Origin of the sequence: Actinobaculum suis, assembly GCF_900618115.1 — a bacterium.
In the GTDB taxonomy this organism is placed as follows: domain Bacteria; phylum Actinomycetota; class Actinomycetes; order Actinomycetales; family Actinomycetaceae; genus Actinobaculum; species Actinobaculum suis.
The window spans coordinates 2,012,843-2,029,710 of record NZ_UYIO01000001.1 but is presented as its reverse complement, the minus strand read 5'-3'; the positions used below and the strand labels follow the sequence as shown (position 1 = coordinate 2,029,710).

General features: G+C 58.6%; 16 protein-coding genes. All 16 read left to right on the top strand.

The genetic code is table 11. The features are described 5' to 3' along the window. Positions 1 to 51: 51 nt before the first annotated feature. The 16 genes from thrB (at position 52) to H8274_RS08115 (ending at position 16,851) form a co-directional block, all read left to right on the top strand. Positions 52 to 957, top strand: coding sequence for a homoserine kinase (thrB, locus tag H8274_RS08190; RefSeq protein WP_049620001.1), 906 nt, complete (start codon positions 52 to 54; stop codon positions 955 to 957). Positions 958 to 1,239: 282 nt separating this feature from the next. Continuing rightward, entirely contained in the window at positions 1,240 to 3,681 is a 2,442-nt protein-coding gene (rho, locus tag H8274_RS08185; RefSeq protein ID WP_244924577.1) for a transcription termination factor Rho, read from the top strand. A 282-nt stretch (positions 3,682 to 3,963) separates the two neighbouring features. Beyond that, the gene (gene rpmE / locus H8274_RS08180) at positions 3,964 to 4,176 is read left to right on the top strand and encodes a 50S ribosomal protein L31 (RefSeq protein ID WP_065414991.1); all 213 of its coding nucleotides are present in this window, start codon (positions 3,964 to 3,966) and stop codon (positions 4,174 to 4,176) included. 371 nt (positions 4,177 to 4,547) lie between these two features. Then, positions 4,548 to 5,654, top strand: a complete 1,107-nt coding sequence (gene prfA, locus H8274_RS08175; RefSeq protein ID WP_065414992.1) for a peptide chain release factor 1 — start codon at positions 4,548 to 4,550, stop codon at positions 5,652 to 5,654. A 102-nt stretch (positions 5,655 to 5,756) separates the two neighbouring features. Then, positions 5,757 to 6,893, top strand: a complete 1,137-nt coding sequence (locus tag H8274_RS08170; RefSeq protein WP_244924576.1) for a N5-glutamine methyltransferase family protein — start codon at positions 5,757 to 5,759, stop codon at positions 6,891 to 6,893. 73 nt (positions 6,894 to 6,966) lie between these two features. Continuing rightward, positions 6,967 to 7,650: an L-threonylcarbamoyladenylate synthase gene (locus tag H8274_RS08165; RefSeq protein ID WP_185934265.1), complete on the top strand. Its 684-nt coding sequence runs from the start codon at positions 6,967 to 6,969 to the stop codon at positions 7,648 to 7,650. 11 nt (positions 7,651 to 7,661) lie between these two features. Further along, entirely contained in the window at positions 7,662 to 9,056 is a 1,395-nt protein-coding gene (locus tag H8274_RS08160; protein WP_083330084.1) for a glycosyltransferase family 4 protein, read from the top strand. After that, positions 9,053 to 9,433 carry a hypothetical protein gene (locus H8274_RS08155; protein WP_065414993.1) on the top strand — a complete coding sequence of 127 codons (381 nt, stop codon included), beginning with the start codon at positions 9,053 to 9,055 and terminating at the stop codon, positions 9,431 to 9,433. The genes H8274_RS08160 and H8274_RS08155 overlap by 4 nt, the downstream gene beginning before the upstream one ends. 541 nt (positions 9,434 to 9,974) lie before the next feature. Beyond that, a complete protein-coding gene (atpB, locus tag H8274_RS08150; RefSeq protein WP_082160193.1) occupies positions 9,975 to 10,796 on the top strand; it encodes a F0F1 ATP synthase subunit A in 822 nt (273 codons plus the stop codon). A 95-nt stretch (positions 10,797 to 10,891) separates the two neighbouring features. Further along, complete coding sequence (gene atpE, locus H8274_RS08145) at positions 10,892 to 11,095, top strand: ATP synthase F0 subunit C (RefSeq protein ID WP_049620483.1); 204 nt, start codon at positions 10,892 to 10,894, stop codon at positions 11,093 to 11,095. Positions 11,096 to 11,106: 11 nt separating this feature from the next. Then, positions 11,107 to 11,664: a F0F1 ATP synthase subunit B gene (atpF, locus tag H8274_RS08140; protein WP_049620482.1), complete on the top strand. Its 558-nt coding sequence runs from the start codon at positions 11,107 to 11,109 to the stop codon at positions 11,662 to 11,664. A gap of 45 nt (positions 11,665 to 11,709) precedes the next feature. After that, complete coding sequence (locus H8274_RS08135) at positions 11,710 to 12,537, top strand: F0F1 ATP synthase subunit delta (protein WP_185934264.1); 828 nt, start codon at positions 11,710 to 11,712, stop codon at positions 12,535 to 12,537. After that, positions 12,530 to 14,149: a F0F1 ATP synthase subunit alpha gene (gene atpA / locus H8274_RS08130; RefSeq protein ID WP_185934263.1), complete on the top strand. Its 1,620-nt coding sequence runs from the start codon at positions 12,530 to 12,532 to the stop codon at positions 14,147 to 14,149. Before H8274_RS08135 ends, atpA begins: the two co-directional genes overlap by 8 nt. A gap of 9 nt (positions 14,150 to 14,158) precedes the next feature. Beyond that, positions 14,159 to 15,100 carry a F0F1 ATP synthase subunit gamma gene (locus H8274_RS08125; RefSeq protein ID WP_065414995.1) on the top strand — a complete coding sequence of 314 codons (942 nt, stop codon included), beginning with the start codon at positions 14,159 to 14,161 and terminating at the stop codon, positions 15,098 to 15,100. 12 nt (positions 15,101 to 15,112) lie between these two features. Continuing rightward, positions 15,113 to 16,582: a F0F1 ATP synthase subunit beta gene (gene atpD / locus H8274_RS08120; RefSeq protein WP_065414996.1), complete on the top strand. Its 1,470-nt coding sequence runs from the start codon at positions 15,113 to 15,115 to the stop codon at positions 16,580 to 16,582. After that, entirely contained in the window at positions 16,582 to 16,851 is a 270-nt protein-coding gene (locus H8274_RS08115; RefSeq protein ID WP_049620477.1) for a F0F1 ATP synthase subunit epsilon, read from the top strand. Before atpD ends, H8274_RS08115 begins: the two co-directional genes overlap by 1 nt. Positions 16,852 to 16,868: the final 17 nt, after the last annotated feature.

Genomic DNA, 16,868 nt, shown 5'->3' with positions numbered 1-16,868 from the left:
AAACAGCACCGCTGATAGATTTTGCTGGTAAGTTCCGGAGGAGGAATATAAATGCGCATTGCGAAATCAAGCGCGACCGTGCGGGTGCCCGCCACCTCGGGAAACCTGGGCCCGGGCTTCGACTGCATGGGGATGGCCCATAACATTTGGGATGAAGTTTCGGTGCGTTTAATCACCGGAAAAACCACGGTCACCATTGAAGGCGAGGGTGCCGATACCCTGCCCACCGATGAATCTCATCTCATCGTGCGGGCCATGCGCCGCGCTTTCGAAGTGGCCGCCCTTCCTAATGTGGGTTTTGAGCTTTCCTGCCGCAATCGCATTCAGCAAGGCCGGGGCTTGGGCAGTTCCGCTGCCGCGGTAGTGGCCGGTTTGGTTTTGGTGCGCGGTTTAGTGGATCGCCCCGCTTTGCTGAACGACGACGTCCTCCTCGAACTTGCCTGCGAATTTGAAGGGCATCCCGATAACGCCGCGCCCGCGCTCTTTGGCGGAGCCGTGGTGGCGTGGAAAGACGAGCAGGAAGAAGCTACGCATGCGGCCCGCATTCCCGTCTCTCGGCGGGTGCGTACCACTTTGCTAATTCCTTCCAGTGAGCTACCAACCGTAGAAGCGCGCGCGGTTTTGCCAGCAGAAGTCCCGCACCGGGATGCGGCCCTAAATGCTTCGCGGGCCGCCATGCTCACTTTGGCTTTAGAACATTATCCGGAGCTTTTGTACACGGCTACCGAAGACCGTTTGCACCAGGAATACCGGGCCACCTCGCTTGGTGACTCATACCGCATTATGCGTGCCTTGCGGGATGCTGGATGGCCGGCAGTAATTTCTGGGGCGGGCCCCTCGGTATTGGTTTTTGATCGGCTCGATGCGGAAACCGCCGCAATTATGGAGCAAAACGGTTTCCGAGTGGATTATTCGGGAATGGCCACCCGCGGCGCACATATTATTGAGGAGGGTTAGCAGGCTTCCAACGGGTTCCGGTTCACACATTTTCGGCGTCGTATTTGCGCGAGAACCACATATTACTGGTAAAGTATCCGGTGATCGCGAAGAATGCGTTAGAGCAACCGATCAGTACCTTCTTGTGAGAACGTTACTGGCTGTACCCAGATGGAGGCCAAACGGAAGAAGGTTCCCGCAGATTTTAATGCCAGGGGCACTCAAGCCAGGGGCACGCGCGGGTATTTATACATTCAGCTCATGCCGGCACTGGGCCGGCTTTAATGCCGAGGAAGGAACCTCGTGACGGAAACTCCCAAAATTAAGGGTGCTATTTCACAGATGCGCGTAGGCGAGCTTCGCGCGCTTGCGGATGAGCTTGGCCTCTCCGTAGATCCCAAGGCTCGTAAAGCAGATCTTCTCGCGGCCATCCGCGAAGTAGTGCCGGCGCGCCGTGGGCGGCCCGCAAAGAAACAAACCGAAACCGCAATATCGCCGGAAGGCGAGAAGCAGACCGCTCCCGCCACCGCAGAAGCTGCTAAAGAAACTGTTGACGCTAAGGGTGCGGCAGCGGCGGAAAAAACAGGGGCGATGGGTGCTAGCACTGCTTCCCTCACCACGGAAGAACGCCGTGAGCTCGCGGCCAGTGAGCCCGCCCCACGTCCCGCGAAGGCGCGCAAGAAGAAAGAAGATAAGTCGGCAAGCGCGCCGCGTCCGGGCGAATGGAAAGACGCTGTAGAAGAAGCCGAAGAAAAGCACGCGGTAAAGAAAGAACGCCGCGCGCCAGAAGAAGGCACAGAAGAACATAAAAATGCTGCCGGTACGCGGGAACGCCCGCGCCGCCGCACCCGCGTGGTGGAAAGTTTGCGCGCGGAAGAAAGAACGCCAGCGGCCGCGGCTACTGACGTTCCGGCAGCGCAGCGCCAGGAAAAGAGCACCGCTGAAAGTGCGCAGAGCCCGGCAGAAGCCAGTGAAGCTCCAGCACTGCGGCGCCAACGCCGCGAGGCGGGCGAGGCTCGGGAAGGTACCCGGAGGCGGGAAGGAACCACGCGGCGTCGTATCCGCAATCACCGCGGCTCCGATGGTTATATTGATTCCGAATCGGAAACCAAGGCGGGCACTATTGAACTTGACCTGCCTGCCCCGCGCGGCACGGTAGGGGAAACCAAGCGTTCTGAAAAGATGTCTGCCGAAGACAAGCGGGCCGCACTGGAAGCCATTGGTGATGCGGCCGAAAGGCGTGCGGAACAAGAAGAGGATGCGGGGGAGGGCCGCCGGCGCCGCCAGCGTAACCGCAACCGCACCAAGGAACGCGAAGCCCGTGCGGAAAGCAGTGAAGCGCGCGAAGAACAGCCGCGCGTACGTAAACGCAGCGTGGAACGCAGTGAACGCGCCGAACGCAGCGAACGTACGGAACGTACTGAGCGCACTGAACGTACTGAGCGCCGGGAGCGCACCACACGCGAGGCCCGCGCGGCCAGCACCGAACAGGAAACCACCCAGCGCACGCGCGAAGAAGTACTGCTTCCCGTAGCCGGTATTGTGGACAAGGCCGGAAACCAGTTCTACCTGCGCACTGGCGGCTACTTGCCCGGAAAGAACGATGCGCGTATTTCCAATAATCTGGTACGGCAATTGGGTCTGCGCCGCGGGGATGCGGTGCAGGGCGCGGTACGCCAGGCCGAAGAAGCTGAGAATGCAAATCAGCGGCGCGGAAATCGCCGCGGAGCTGCCCGGGGCCGCCAGCAAGGCCGGCGCCGGCAAACTCCCGCAAAATCCGTTAACCAGTTGGTGGAAGTTTCTGCCATTAATGGTGTGGCTCCCGACGAAGCCACGCAACGCCCGGAGTTTAATAAGCTCACCCCGCTGTATCCGAATGAAATGTTGCGGCTGGAAACCGGGAAGAAGTCGATTTCGCAGCGAGCCATTGATTTGGTAGCGCCGATCGGCAAGGGGCAGCGCGGGCTCGTAGTTTCCCCGCCCAAGGCCGGTAAGACGATGATTTTGCAGTCGATTGCGGAATCTATCGCGCAAAACTATCCCAACGTACACCTCATGGTGGTGCTCGTGGATGAACGGCCGGAAGAAGTTACCGATATGCGCCGGATCGTACGCGGAGAAGTAATCGCTTCTACCTTCGACCGGCCGGCTAGCGACCACACCACCGTGGCCGAACTGGCCATTGAACGCGCCAAGCGTTTGGTAGAACTAGGCCAAGACGTAGTGGTATTGCTGGATTCGCTTACCCGCCTGGCCCGTGCCTATAACCTGGCCACGCCAGCTTCCGGGCGCATCCTCTCCGGTGGTGTGGATGCCACCGCGCTCTACCCGCCGAAGCGTTTCTTTGGCGCCGCCCGCAATATCGAAAATGGCGGTTCGCTCACGATCATTGCCACCGCGCTGGTGGAAACCGGATCGAAGATGGACGAAGTTATTTTCGAAGAATTCAAGGGCACCGGCAATATGGAACTGCGACTCTCGCGCCAGTTGGCCGACCGTCGTATTTTCCCGGCGATCGATGTTAACTCTTCCGGCACCCGTCGGGAAGAAATGCTCTATTCGCCCGAAGAGCTCAAGGTTTTGTGGTCCTTGCGCCGCGCCCTGGGCACGCTTTCGGTGGAAGACGCATCCGACTTCGTGCTCAAACGGCTCAAGAAGACGGAAAACAATGCCGAATTCTTGGTCTCTATTATGCGCAGCGTGCAGGCCTCCGGCCATGCCGCGCTGGGCGCCAAGGGAGACTAAGCGTCGGGCAAGTAGGAATTGGTTTCCGCGGGCTTGGAAAACTCGCGGAATACTTTCCTGGCGCGTACGCTTATACCTAATGTTATCGGTGGTGTGCTTGCTCACGGGCGGGCGCAATGCGGGTAGCGGCGTGTAATAATACTTCGTCGGCTTCCGGTTCACCGGTTCGTCGAAAATGGGCGCTAGCCGTAGGTACGGCGTCGTTTCGAAAAACGTTTCATCCGCGGAGAGGTGAGACGCGCGAATTGGACCCGGGGGCACTAAACGATCCAAGGAGAACACATGAAGCAGGGCATTCATCCCGAATACCACGACGTGCACGTGGCGTGCGGCTGCGGCAATCAATTTGATACGCGGTCTACTTTCGCAGGGGACACCATGCGGGTGGAAGTGTGCAACAAATGCCATCCGTTCTACACCGGCAAGCAGAAGATTCTGGACACCGGTGGGCGCGTGGCTCGCTTCGAAGCTCGCTACGGCAAGCGCCAGAAGTAGCTTCTGCAACCGGCACCACCGCGCTTGGCGCGCCCGTGGTGCAAGCGGCGGTATAACCGGGCATCCCCGGGAGTGCCGCCGTTTATTGTTGCCGCAAGCGTTGCTTAGGTGGTTGCTTCGGTGTTGCTGCGATTGTGCTTTTGTGGCGCGCAGCCAGGTTTGTATGAGGCGGGCCTAGTGCCGGCCGCGCCGGTGCGATAGCGGGACCGCTGGGCCAGTGGGCTCGGTGTGTATTGTGAGTGGTGGACCGAAGTACCATTTACATGGTGGAAATAGTTATACAGAAAGCGTGAGAGCGGCCAGCACCGCCTGGTACGGCCAGCCGCTTTGTCTTTCGTTGCAGATCAGAAATACATCCGGAAAGGTGGCCCGTGGCAGATAACCGCGCTGAAGTAGCCGAACAAATGATGGCGGAATACGAGCAGATCGAGCGTGACATGGCCTCGCCCGAAGTGCTCAGCTCGCCCGATAAAATGCGCTCCCTGGGGCGGCGGTATGCCGAACTGGGAGTAGTGGTGGGTATTTACCGCCAATATGCGCAGGCCGCCCAGGATCTAGAAGAAGCACGCGAGATCGTATCCCAAGGCGGGGAAGACGCCGATCTTTTCAAACCGGAACTGCCCGGCCTGGAAGCCACTTTTAATGATCTTTCTGAACAGCTCACGCAGGCTTTGTTGCCGCGTGATGAAGACGACGCCCGCGATGTAATTATGGAAATTAAGGCGGGGGCCGGCGGGGAAGAATCCGCGCTTTTTGCTTCCGATTTGGCCCGGATGTATGAACGCTACGCAGCCAAGCAAGGGTGGACGTGGGAAGTCCTTTCCGCCAATATCACCGAACTGGGTGGCATTAAAGATTCCGAAATTGCGATCCGCCATCGCGGGCAACTTAGCGATCCTGCGGAAGGGGTGTGGGCACACCTGAAATACGAAGGTGGAGTACACCGCGTGCAACGGGTACCCGTTACCGAATCGCAAGGGCGCATTCAGACTTCTACGGCCGGGGTATTGGTTTTTGCGGAAGTCGATGATCCAGGGGAAGTGGAAATCCACGATTCAGACCTGCGCATTGATGTGTACCGTTCTTCGGGCCCGGGCGGCCAGTCGGTGAATACCACGGATTCGGCCGTGCGTATCACCCACCTTCCCACCGGGATTGTGGTCTCCATGCAGGATGAAAAATCCCAGATCCAAAACCGCGAATCTGCCATGCGTGTGTTGCGGGCCCGTTTGCGGCAGATGCAACTCGATCAGCAGGCGGCAGAAAACGCGGAATTGCGGCACTCGCAGGTCCGCACCTTGGACCGTTCGGAACGTATCCGCACGTACAACTTCCCGGAAAATCGGATCGCCGATCACCGCACGGGTTATAAGGCACACAACCTAGACGCGGTGCTCGACGGCGACCTCGACGAAATTATTGATTCCGCCCGGCAAATGGATGAAAAGGCACGGCTGGAACAAGCCGAACAAAAATAAGACCGCGAGACCGGCAAAACTAATAACGCGAGACCGGCAAAACTAATAACGCGGGACTGGCAATACCAACAACACTAATAACACGGGGCAGGCGAAGGTACGGTGAAGCAAGGCGAAGCTAATGCGGGGGCGGTGCCAGCTAACGGGCTCGCGGGTGCCGGCGGAGACGCTAGTACCGGCAGCGGCACGGACGCTAACATCGGCACGGACGCAAGCATTAGGCCCAGCACCGCTGCCCGGACCCCTGCCAGCACCGCTGCCCGGACCCCTGCCAGCACCGCGCGGCCGGGCACGGATCCGGTTGCCAGCTACGCCGGTGGCGTGTGGGCTAGCTTATTGCGCGATGCCACGTATTTACTGGCCGAATCGGGCGTCGCCTCACCGGGCCATGATGCGCGCGAGCTGGCCGAATTTGTGCTCGGCGAGCGGCCCTGGCCCAGCCGGCGCATTGCTTCTACCGCCGAGGCGCGGCGTTACTTGGAACTCGTTGCCCAGCGGGCGGCGCGCATTCCCTTGCAACACCTTACGGGCCGCATGTACTTCCGCTATTTGACGCTAAAAAGCACCCCGGACGCGCTGATCGTCCGGCCCGAAACCGAATTGGTGGCCGGCGAAGCAATTGATTTTCTGCGCGAACTTGTGGCAGCCGGAAAGCCGGCCCAGCTGGGCGGCGCGCCAGCGGCGGGCGCGGCACCGGCCCCGCTCGCGGTGGATTTAGGAACCGGTTCGGGTGCGATTGCCCTCGCTATCGCCACCGAAGTTCCCACGGCCCGCGTGGTTGCCGTGGATATTTCCGCCGCAGCTTTAGCTTTGGCCGCAGAAAACGCGCGCCATTACCAAGTCCCCACGGCGCGTTTAGAATTTCGCCAGGGGGATGCGATGGCGCCACCGGCCAGTGCAGCATCGGTGGTGGCGGACTTGCGGGGGAGGTGCGACGTCGTCGTCACCAACCCACCTTATGTGCCGCCGCAGAAATTTTATTCTCATAGTCCGGAGGTGCAAGCCGACCCAGAATTGGCTTTAGCCGGGGGCGGTCCGCGCGGGTTGGAAAAACCGGAAGCATTTTTGGCCAGTGCGGTGGAGCTATTGCGGCCCGGCGGGCTAGTGGCGATGGAACACGCGGAAGAACAGGCCGCGCCCCTGCGAGAAGCGGCTCGCAGGGCAGGGCTCACGCAAGTGGGAACGGGAAATGACCTAACCGGCAGGCCGCGGTGGCTGCGCGGCTACAAACCGGTATAGGGCGGGAGAAGCACCGGCGAAGCAACCGCAGCAGCGGCAGAAATATCGCATACAGAAATCGAGGCATTACGTTATGCAGATCTTTGAGGTTTGCGAATCGAAAGTATCGCGGGAAGCGGGGAGTATCTCCCCGGCTTTCGCAGCGGCGCGGGCGGCGGTAGCGGCGGGAGAACTGATTGTGCTCCCCACCGATACCGTGTACGGGATCGGCTGTGACCCGCTCAACCGGGAAGCCGTTACCAGGCTGCTAACCGCGAAGGGACGCGGGCGCGATAAACCCTCGCCGGTGCTCATCAGCTCGCTGGATGACGCGCGGCGGCTGACGGTGGGAATCCCTCCGGTAGCGGAACAGCTCGCGGCCGAATTTTGGCCCGGCGCGCTCACCATTGTGCTCCCCGCCCGCCCGGAAATCGGCTGGGACCTGGGTGAAACCGGTGGCACTGTGGCCCTGCGCATGCCCGATAACGAAATAGCTTTGGAACTGCTGCGCGAATGCGGACCTTTGGCCGTTACCTCGGCGAACCTTACCGGGCAGCCGCCTGCCCGTACAGCGGCAGAAGCTCAGGCACAGCTGGGCGAGAAAGTGGCGGTCTACCTGGATGGCGGGTCGGTGCGCGGGGGTGTGCCGTCCACTATCGTGCGGGTAAATACTTCGCGCCCGGCGGCCGGCGCCCCGCAATTGGAGATCTTGCGGCACGGCGCTATAGCCGACGCGGAGATTGGACGCTTCGGCTCGCTCGCCGCTCCGGCACAGTAAGCTAGCGGGCGATGCGCGTATACATTTTGATGGCGGTGATTGCGGCAGCGATCACCTACTTGCTGGTCCCCTTGGTACTTCGCCTTGCCCTCGCGGTAGGGGCGATGACCCAGGTCCGCGCGCGTGACGTACATACCGTGCCCATTCCGCGGCTTGGCGGGATAGCGATGCTCGGCGGTTTTGCTGGCTCCCTCGCTATCTGTTCCCAAATTCCGTATCTGCGGGAAGTGCTCGGCCCCAGTTCACAAGCGTGGGGCGTGCTTTTAGGGGCCGCACTCATGGCCCTCGTGGGCGCGCTCGACGACATATGGGAGCTCGACTGGGCCACAAAACTTGCCGGTGAGGTTTTGGCCGCGGGCGTAATGGCCTGGCAGGGTGTGCAGTTCCTAACGATCCCCTTCATGGGCCTGACCGTTGGCTCCTCGCGTCTATCAATCGTATTCACGATCATTTTCGTGATCGTTATCGTCAATGCCGTCAATTTTATGGATGGGCTAGACGGCTTGGCTGCCGGTATCGTTTTTATCGCCGCCAGCGCTTTCTATCTTTATTCTTACGCGCTTACCCGCAATGCTACCCCCGGGGATTACACTTCCGTGGCCTGCGCAATCTCCGCGGCACTGGTGGGGATTTGTGCCGGTTTCCTGCCCCATAACTTCCATCCCGCGCGCATTTTCATGGGCGATTCGGGCGCGCTCATGCTCGGCACGATCATCTCCGGTGCCACGATTGTTGTTACCGGCCAAATCGACCCCCAAACCACTTCGCTGGGATACTCGCTCCCGGCCTACTTGCCCTTGTTGTTGGCGTGCGCCGTCGTACTCCTACCCCTTATAGATTTCGTGTGGGCGGTAGTGCGCCGCCTCGCGCGCGGGCAATCACCATTCGCTGCCGACGCCGGTCACCTCCATCATCGCCTCCTTCGCCGCGGGCATTCGCACCGGGGAACCGTACTGATTTTGTACATGTGGGCGGCGGTTTTCTCTTTCACTACGATTTTATTGGTCGTCTTACCGTGGCACCGGGTGCTACTTATCGGACTGGTTGCCTGCACGGTAGCGATAATTATTTCTTCGCGCGTCTTTTCGGTGCGCGGGCGAAAAGCGACGACGCCGCCCGGCCAGCTTTCCGATAGCGCTGCGGTAAAAAATAGTGCGGCGGTAAAAAATAGTGCGGCGGTAAAAAATAGTGCGGCGGTGAAAGATAGCGCGGCGGTGAAAGATAATGATGACGTGGATTTGTACGGCCTGGCCGAAACGCACGAAACCGAAAAGCCCGGACCGCGGGCGGCGGATATAGCCGGGGCGGGGGCTACGAAACGCACTGAGGCGGGGGCTACGAAACCCACTGGGGCGGGGGCTACGAAACCCACCCGGCCGCAGGTAACAGAAAAGGAGAAGCAATGACGACGTCCGAGCGGATGAATAGGCGGGCTAACTTGTATTCGATGCTGGCCATCGCCGTGCTTACCGCTATTGTGGCTGGGTTACTCGCGAAATTTGCCGATCTGGAAACCGCGAAGGCGGCCCTGGTAGGTGGGGCGATTGGGATCGGGCTGGAACTGGTTTCGATGCTTTTATGGCTCGTTCCGAAAGCTGGAGGATGGGCCGGAATGCTCGCTTATGTGTTGAAAATCTTGGTTTTGCTCGTGGTGCTGAGCCTTCTTCGGGCCTATAGCGCACTCGATGAGACGGTGGTGGCCCTGGTGGCGGCTGGCGCAATCCTGGTGGCTTTGACGGTGCAAACCGTGATGGTTATGCGATCCCGGCCGGCTCTGGAATAAGCGTGCGGCGGACGCTACAACACACGTATATGCTGCGGAAGGGCAGCAGCATGGGCTCGCGGCTTGGGGGAAATGGTTCGCGGCCTGAGCTAATGGGTTCGCGGCTTGGGAAATGGGCTCGCGGCCTGAGGGTATGGGCTCGCGGCCTGAGGGCATGGGCTCGCGACCCGAGAAAAATGAGACTGGTAAAGCCTGGCCAGATCTGAAATCCTAACTCCGGAACAAAATGTCACGGAAACGGAAACGTTCCGTGACGTTACCTCCGCGAAGCTGAAAGATTAGGATAAAACCGCTAGACTATCCACGAACAGAACTCATTTTGAGATAGTTTTTGATAGTTTAGAGGCCGTCTGGAGGCCGTAACAGGCCCTTTGGGCCCTAGTGCCTAAGGGCTGGGGGCTATGATGAGTTCCGTTGTTCCATTTATTGGGGAGGCTTAGGGGTGGTGCCCAGCGTTCCCTGTACTATGGAAGCTAGTTGTCAGGCACGGTTAGCCGCCCAAAAGGTGCGCGACCGAGATTATGTTGTGAGAGGGTGACGAATGGCAGTCGGTTCACTCGCGACTCTTCCGAGCTTTACCGCACCAATGACGGGCGGCGGGGGCGAAGCGTTTCACATCCCCGGCGTTGAGGAGTTTTTCCCGGAGCCATTTTTATTTGTAGGTACCCCATTCGAGATGAACCGGCTCATGGTGATCCGGATTATCGCGGCCTGCGCATTACTGCTTATCTGCGTACTCTTTGCGCGGCGAGCACGACTCGTTCCGCGCAGGGCGCAGGCAGCTACGGAAATGCTTTTCGAATTCTCTACGAATAATATTGGTACGGAGATCCTGGGCGGTAAAGCACGGCCCTACCAGCCGGCGATTATGACGGTATTCCTCGGGGTTCTTTTCATGAACCTCACCGGGGTTATCCCGGGCCTGCAATTAGCAGGAACTGCCGTTGTTGGTATGCCCTTGGTATTTGCGATCTTCTCCTGGGCGGTTATGATCTGGGCAGGGATTCGAGAGCGGGGCGGCGCTCGTTACTTCAAAGATGAGCTGTTCCCGCCGGGTATGCCCAAGGCTATTTACGTCCTACTTACGCCGATTGAGGTGATTTCCACCTTCGTCTTGCGGCCCTTTACGCTGACGGTCCGTCTGTTGGCCAACATGATGTCCGGGCACATGCTTATGGTTGTGTGCTTCCTGGGCACCCACTTCTTGATAGTGCAGATGGGCGGAATAGGGATCGCGATGGGCGGTTTGACTTTGGTCGGCTCCATCGTAGTAATGCTTTTCGAAATGTTCATCGCCGCGTTGCAGGCATACATTTTCGCGCTGATTACAGCTGTTTATATTAGCCTTTCGATTTCTCACTAAGACCCACTTAGCGAGGAAGAGAATCCGTGAAAAATAAAATGTCAACTGACATGTATGTCAACTGACACATAGAAACCACAGAAAAGGAAACAAAAATGGGAGTTCTCGCAACTATCGGTTATGCCCTCGCCGCGCTTGGTCCGGCTATTGCCATTGGCATGATTGGTTCGCAGAATCAGAGCGCTACGGCCCGGCAGCCGGAAATGGCGGGAGCCTTGCGTACCAATATGATTCTGGCGATCGCCTTTGCTGAAGCCCTCGGCCTCCTCGGCTTCGTCGCGGGCTTCGTCTTCAAGTAGGCCGATAACTCATGATTCTTGCTGAAACACAGAATGTGATCCTGCCCGCGTTGCCGGATCTACTATGGGGATCGGTCTGCTTCCTCATCATCGTGATAGCAGTGATGAAGTTTGCGTGGCCAAAGTTCTCAGCGCTACTCGATGAACGCGGTGAAAAGATTCAGGCTGGTTTGGATGCCGCTGAAGAAGCCCGCGCGGAAGTTGCCAGTGAACGCGAGAAGATCGAAGTGGAAATCCGCGAAGCTGAACTCGAAGCGGGACGGATTCGCCAGCGCGCTCAGGATAATGCCGATGAAATCCGGTCACGCGCGCGCGAAGAAGCGAAGGTGGAAGCCGAACGCACTGTCGCCGTGGCGCAGTCACGTATTGCCGCAGATAGAGAAGCAGCGGTACGGGTTTTGCGCGGCGACGTAGGCGATCTCGCGGTCAAACTCGCGAACCGAATCGTGGGCGAACAGGTGCGGCTCAACCCAGAAGTAAACCAGGGAGTGGTCGATTCCTTCCTCGATGAGCTCGAGCAAACAGAAGGATCGAAGAGTGCCACCCCGGCGGGAGGGCAAGGGGCGTAAATGCGTCTACTGAGAAGTAGTAGGAGCCGGAGATCCGGCCACCGATTGGGGCAAATCTGGGGTGATTTGCGGCCCGAAGGAGACCTGCGGGGCCAGGAAATGGCCGCGGAGATTTACTTTGCAACGCAAATACTGGAAAGCTCCGGGGCATTGCTCCGCGTGGTGCAAGACACCACGCGGAGCCTCGAGGGCAGGCAAGAGCTGGTTGCCACAATTCTGGGAGGAAAAGTTTCCGAGAATGTGGTCAAGCTGGTGCAAGCCGCAATTTCCCTGTCGTGGTCGGAAGATGATGATCTGCCTAACGCCTTGGAATGGGTAGCGGCAGGGGCGCTAATACGGCAGGCGCGCGGGCGCAAGGAGCTAGACCGGCTGGAAAAGGAACTCTTCGCCGCCGTGCGAGTGTTCCGTCAACAACCGGGCGTGCGGGTGGCCGTCGAAGATATCTACGGATACCCCGAAGACTCTCGCGTGGAGTTGGCAAAAAAGCTATTCACCGGCGTCACCGCGGAAGCTCTCGAGCTCATCGAATGGGCGGTGCGGGATTCCGGAGATGTAGGCGTGCTGGAAACACTACGGGCCTTTGCCGATATGACGGCCGAACTGGCCGGACAATCAGCAGCTACGGTGTATAGCGCCTACGAAATTTCCCCGGCGCAAAAAGAACGCCTGGCAAATGCCCTCTCGCGGTATTACGGGAAGCCGATCTCTATCCATGTGACGATCGAACCGGAATTGGTGGGTGGATTACGCATCGAATTCGGCGCTGACGTCCTGGACGCTTCTCTACTTCAAAGAATGAAAAACGTTAAAGCATCCGTCGCCCGAATGTCGGCATCGGCGGGACGTAGCAAGGAAAAAGTTAAGAATGGCTGATGTAACTATTCGGCCCGAAGAGATTCGGGCGGCGCTCGACGATTTTGTGCGCACGTACGAGCCTGAGCACACGGGAAGCGAAGAAATTGGCCACGTGACAATGACGGCCGACGGCATCGCCCGTGTGGGTGGCTTGCCCAACGCCATGGCCAATGAGCTACTCGAATTTGAGGACGGCACCCGTGGCCTGGCGATGAACTTGGAAGAACGGGAAATCGGTGTAGTAGTACTCGGGGACTTCTCTTCGATTGAAGAGGGGCAGGAAGTACGGCGTACCGGAGAAGTTCTTTCCGTACCGGTTGGTGATGGCTATCTCGGCCGTACCGTAGATCCGCTGGGTAAACCGATTGATGGCCTCGGCGAAATCGAAGGCATGGAGGGCCGGCGCGCCCTGGAGCTGCAGGCTCCCGGCGTAATGGCGCGCAAATCCGTAAACGAACCTCTGGAAACCGGGATTAAGGCGATCGATTCTATGACGCCGATTGGCCGGGGCCAGCGGCAGTTGATTATTGGTGACCGCCAGACGGGTAAGACGGCCCTCGCGATCGACACCATCCTTAATCAGCGGAAGAACTGGGAATCCGGCGATCCTAACAAGCAGGTGCGGTGCATCTACGTAGCTGTGGGGCAGAAGGGCACGACCATTGCTTCGGTGCGTTCCACGCTGGAACGTCACGGGGCCATGGAGTACACGACGATCGTGGCTGCGCCTGCTTCTGATCCGGCGGGCTTCAAGTACCTCGCTCCTTACACTGGTTCGGCAATCGGGCAGCACTGGATGTATGGCGGCAAGCACGTGCTGATTGTCTTCGACGATCTGTCCAAGCAAGCCGAAGCCTACCGTGCTATTTCCTTGCTGCTGCGCCGTCCGCCGGGGCGTGAAGCTTATCCGGGTGATGTTTTCTACCTGCACTCGCGTTTGCTAGAACGTTGCGCCAAGCTTTCGGACGAACTCGGCGGGGGCTCGATGACGGGCCTGCCGATCGTCGAAACCAAGGCGAATGACGTTTCGGCTTATATTCCCACCAACGTAATTTCGATTACGGATGGGCAGATCTTCTTGCAATCAGATCTGTTCAACGCGAACCAACGCCCGGCTGTAGACGTGGGCATTTCGGTCTCGCGTGTGGGTGGCGATGCCCAGATCAAGGCCATGAAGAAGGTAGCGGGTACGCTCAAGATTTCCTTGGCACAGTACCGATCGCAGGCTGCTTTCGCCATGTTCGCTTCCGATCTGGACCCGGCTACGCGCCAGCAGCTCACGCGCGGGGAACGGCTCATGGAATTGCTCAAGCAACCGCAGTACACGCCGTATCCCATTGAAGACCAAGTGGTTTCTATTTGGGCTGGTTCTACCGGAGTTTTGGACGAAATCCCGGTCGAAAAGGTGCACGATTTCGAATCCCAGTTCCTAGATTACGTACGGCACAACACGGGAGTTCTCACTGCGATCCGGGAAACCGGAGACCTCGCCGCCGAAGTCGAAGAAGAACTTAAGCAGGCTGCCGAAGAGTTCTCTTACTCTTACCGGCTGGCCGAAGGTCTTATCGACAAGACCGAAGAGCCCGAGGTGGAGCGCGAACGCGAAGTCCTCCCGGTCACGAGGCAGTAGGGCGGATATATGGCAGGTGAACAGAGGAAGTATAAGAGCCGGATACGCGCAACCAGTACGCTCCAAAAAGTGTTCCGGGCGATGGAGCTCATTGCGGCCTCTCGGATCAGCAAGGCGCGGACGGCGGCCCAAGGCCGCGATCCGTATACCGAAGCGGTCACGCGTGCCCTGCAACTCGTAGGTAACCATCGTTCCGAATTCGATCATCCGCTCTTGCAAGAGCGTACCGATACCAATCGGGTAGCGGTGCTCGTGGTCACTTCAGACCGCGGTTTGGCTGGTGCATACAACGCGAATGTCTTGCGCGAAGCCGAACGCTTTGCGGAAGAACTTAAAGCGGATGGCAAGGAACCGGTCCTATACGTGACTGGACGCCGCGGCATTCAAACCTTGAGTTTCCGGGAAACGGAAATCGCGAAGTCCTGGGAAGGTGAATCAGATAATCCGAGCGTGGAGCAGGCAAATGATATTGCCAATACCTTGCTCGAGGCGTTCACCGCTCCGGCCGAAGCAGGCGGAGTTGCGGCAGTGCACGTCGTCTTCACCCGGTACGAATCGATGATGAAACAAACCGTGCAGGTACGGCATATGTTCCCGCTCTCGATCGTGGATTACGGTAGTGGGCGGATCGATCGGGGAGCTGAAAAACCCGTAGATTACCGCGGTACCGGTCCGGCCGGAAGCCCGCCGCTCTACGAGATCGAACCTTCCGGAGACGAAGTTTTTGAAGCGCTAATCCCTATGTATGTGCGGCAGCGCATCCGGACGATCTTGCTTATGGCCGCCGCCTCCGAGCTGGCCGCGCGCCAGCAGGCAATGCGGGCAGCAACCGATAACGCTAATGAACTGATCGAGAAGTACACGCGCTTGGCTAACAACGCGCGACAAGCGGAAATTACCACGGAAATTACCGAGATTGTCTCGGGAGCCGATGCCCTTGGTAACCGATAAGGAAGAAAGAGTATGACAGCACAGATTACGGAGCAGACTAAGGCTCCGTCGGGAGTCGGGCGCATCAGCCAGGTGACCGGCGCGGTAGTCGACGTCGAATTCCCCTCCGATTCGCTCCCGGAACTTAATAACGCGCTGGTAACTACCGTCAAGATGCCGGCCGATGATACGGGTAAGAACTTTACGGAAGAAAAGGTTTACCTCGAGGTCGCCCAGCACCTGGGAGACAACATCGTTCGCACGATTGCTATGAAGCCAACGGATGGTTTGGTCCGTGGCGGGGAAGTAGTCGATACCGGCGGCCCGATCTCGGTGCCGGTGGGTGAACAAACCCTCGGCAAGGTTTTCAATGTGATCGGGGAGCCGCTGAACCTGAAGGAAGGCGAAACCTTCGAAGCGAAGGAACGGTGGGGTATCCACCGCAACCCGCCAGCCTTTGAGGATCTCGAAGCGGAAACGAAGATGTTCGAAACCGGAATGAAGGTTATCGATCTGCTCACCCCGTACGTCCAGGGTGGAAAGATTGGCCTCTTCGGTGGTGCCGGTGTGGGTAAGACCGTGCTGATTCAGGAAATGATTCAGCGCGTGGCCCTTGACCACGATGGTGTATCCGTCTTTGCGGGCGTGGGTGAGCGTACCCGTGAAGGTAACGACCTCATCGTCGAAATGGACGAAGCCGGAGTGCTTGATAAGACGGCACTAGTGTTCGGCCAGATGGACGAACCGCCGGGTGTGCGTCTACGTATCGCCCTTTCCGGCCTGACCATGGCGGAATACTTCCGCGATGTAGCTAATCAGGACGTCCTGCTCTTCATCGATAATATTTATCGTTTCACGCAGGCCGGTTCCGAGGTGTCCACCTTGCTGGGTCGTATGCCTTCTGCCGTGGGTTACCAGCCCACCTTGGCTGATGAAATGGGGCAGCTCCAGGAACGGATTACCTCCACGAAGGGCCACTCGATTACGTCCCTGCAGGCAATTTACGTGCCCGCCGATGATTACACCGATCCGGCTCCTTCCACCACCTTCGCCCACTTGGATGCCACCACGCAGCTTTCGCGTGATATTGCATCCATGGGTATTTATCCGGCGGTGGATCCGCTCACTTCTACCTCGCGTATCTTGGATCCGCAGGTAGTGGGCCAGGAGCACTACGATGTGGCCACCGAAGTGAAGTCCATCCTGCAGAAGAACCAGGAACTGCAAGACATCATTTCGATCCTTGGCGTAGATGAACTCGGGGAAGAAGACAAGGTCACGGTAGCGCGTGCGCGCCGGATCCAGCAGTTCCTCTCCCAGAACATGTACGTGGCGGAGAAGTTTACGGGCGTACCTGGTTCGACGGTTCCGGTTGACGAAACTGTCGAAGCATTCAAGCGTATTTGCGAAGGTAAGTACGACGACGTCCCTGAACAGGCCTTCTTCAATATCGGCGGTATTGAAGATCTGGAACGCCGGGCCAAGGAATTGAAGGACGCGTAATGATCCACGTCGATATCGTTTCCCAAGCTGGCCGGATGTGGGAAGGAACGGCCGAGTCCGTGGTGGTAACAACGGAAACCGGAGAAACCGGGATCCTTAAGAACCACCAGCCGCTCCTGGCTTTGCTAGTAGCTGGCCAGGTACGGGTAACGGACTTGGATGGTACGAAACACGTCTTTGATTGCGGTGAGGGCTTTGTCACGGTAGATGATAATCAGGTGATTATTGCTGTAGACGCGGCCCATGAAGTTGCCAGCTCGGCGGCCTAAAGCACCATTCGCTAAGG

Bases quoted from the DNA above. Each gene is read 5' to 3' on its own strand.
- thrB (WP_049620001.1), top strand. From the start codon at position 52: ATGCGCATTGCGAAATCAAGCGCGACCGTGCGGGTGCCCGCCACCTCG.
- rpmE (WP_065414991.1), top strand. From the start codon at position 3,964: ATGAAGCAGGGCATTCATCCCGAATACCACGACGTGCACGTGGCGTGC.
- H8274_RS08165 (WP_185934265.1), top strand. From the start codon at position 6,967: ATGCAGATCTTTGAGGTTTGCGAATCGAAAGTATCGCGGGAAGCGGGG.
- H8274_RS08160 (WP_083330084.1), top strand. From the start codon at position 7,662: ATGCGCGTATACATTTTGATGGCGGTGATTGCGGCAGCGATCACCTAC.
- H8274_RS08155 (WP_065414993.1), top strand. From the start codon at position 9,053: ATGACGACGTCCGAGCGGATGAATAGGCGGGCTAACTTGTATTCGATG.
- atpB (WP_082160193.1), top strand. From the start codon at position 9,975: ATGGCAGTCGGTTCACTCGCGACTCTTCCGAGCTTTACCGCACCAATG.
- atpE (WP_049620483.1), top strand. From the start codon at position 10,892: ATGGGAGTTCTCGCAACTATCGGTTATGCCCTCGCCGCGCTTGGTCCG.
- atpF (WP_049620482.1), top strand. From the start codon at position 11,107: ATGATTCTTGCTGAAACACAGAATGTGATCCTGCCCGCGTTGCCGGAT.
- atpA (WP_185934263.1), top strand. From the start codon at position 12,530: ATGGCTGATGTAACTATTCGGCCCGAAGAGATTCGGGCGGCGCTCGAC.
- H8274_RS08125 (WP_065414995.1), top strand. From the start codon at position 14,159: ATGGCAGGTGAACAGAGGAAGTATAAGAGCCGGATACGCGCAACCAGT.
- atpD (WP_065414996.1), top strand. From the start codon at position 15,113: ATGACAGCACAGATTACGGAGCAGACTAAGGCTCCGTCGGGAGTCGGG.
- H8274_RS08115 (WP_049620477.1), top strand. From the start codon at position 16,582: ATGATCCACGTCGATATCGTTTCCCAAGCTGGCCGGATGTGGGAAGGA.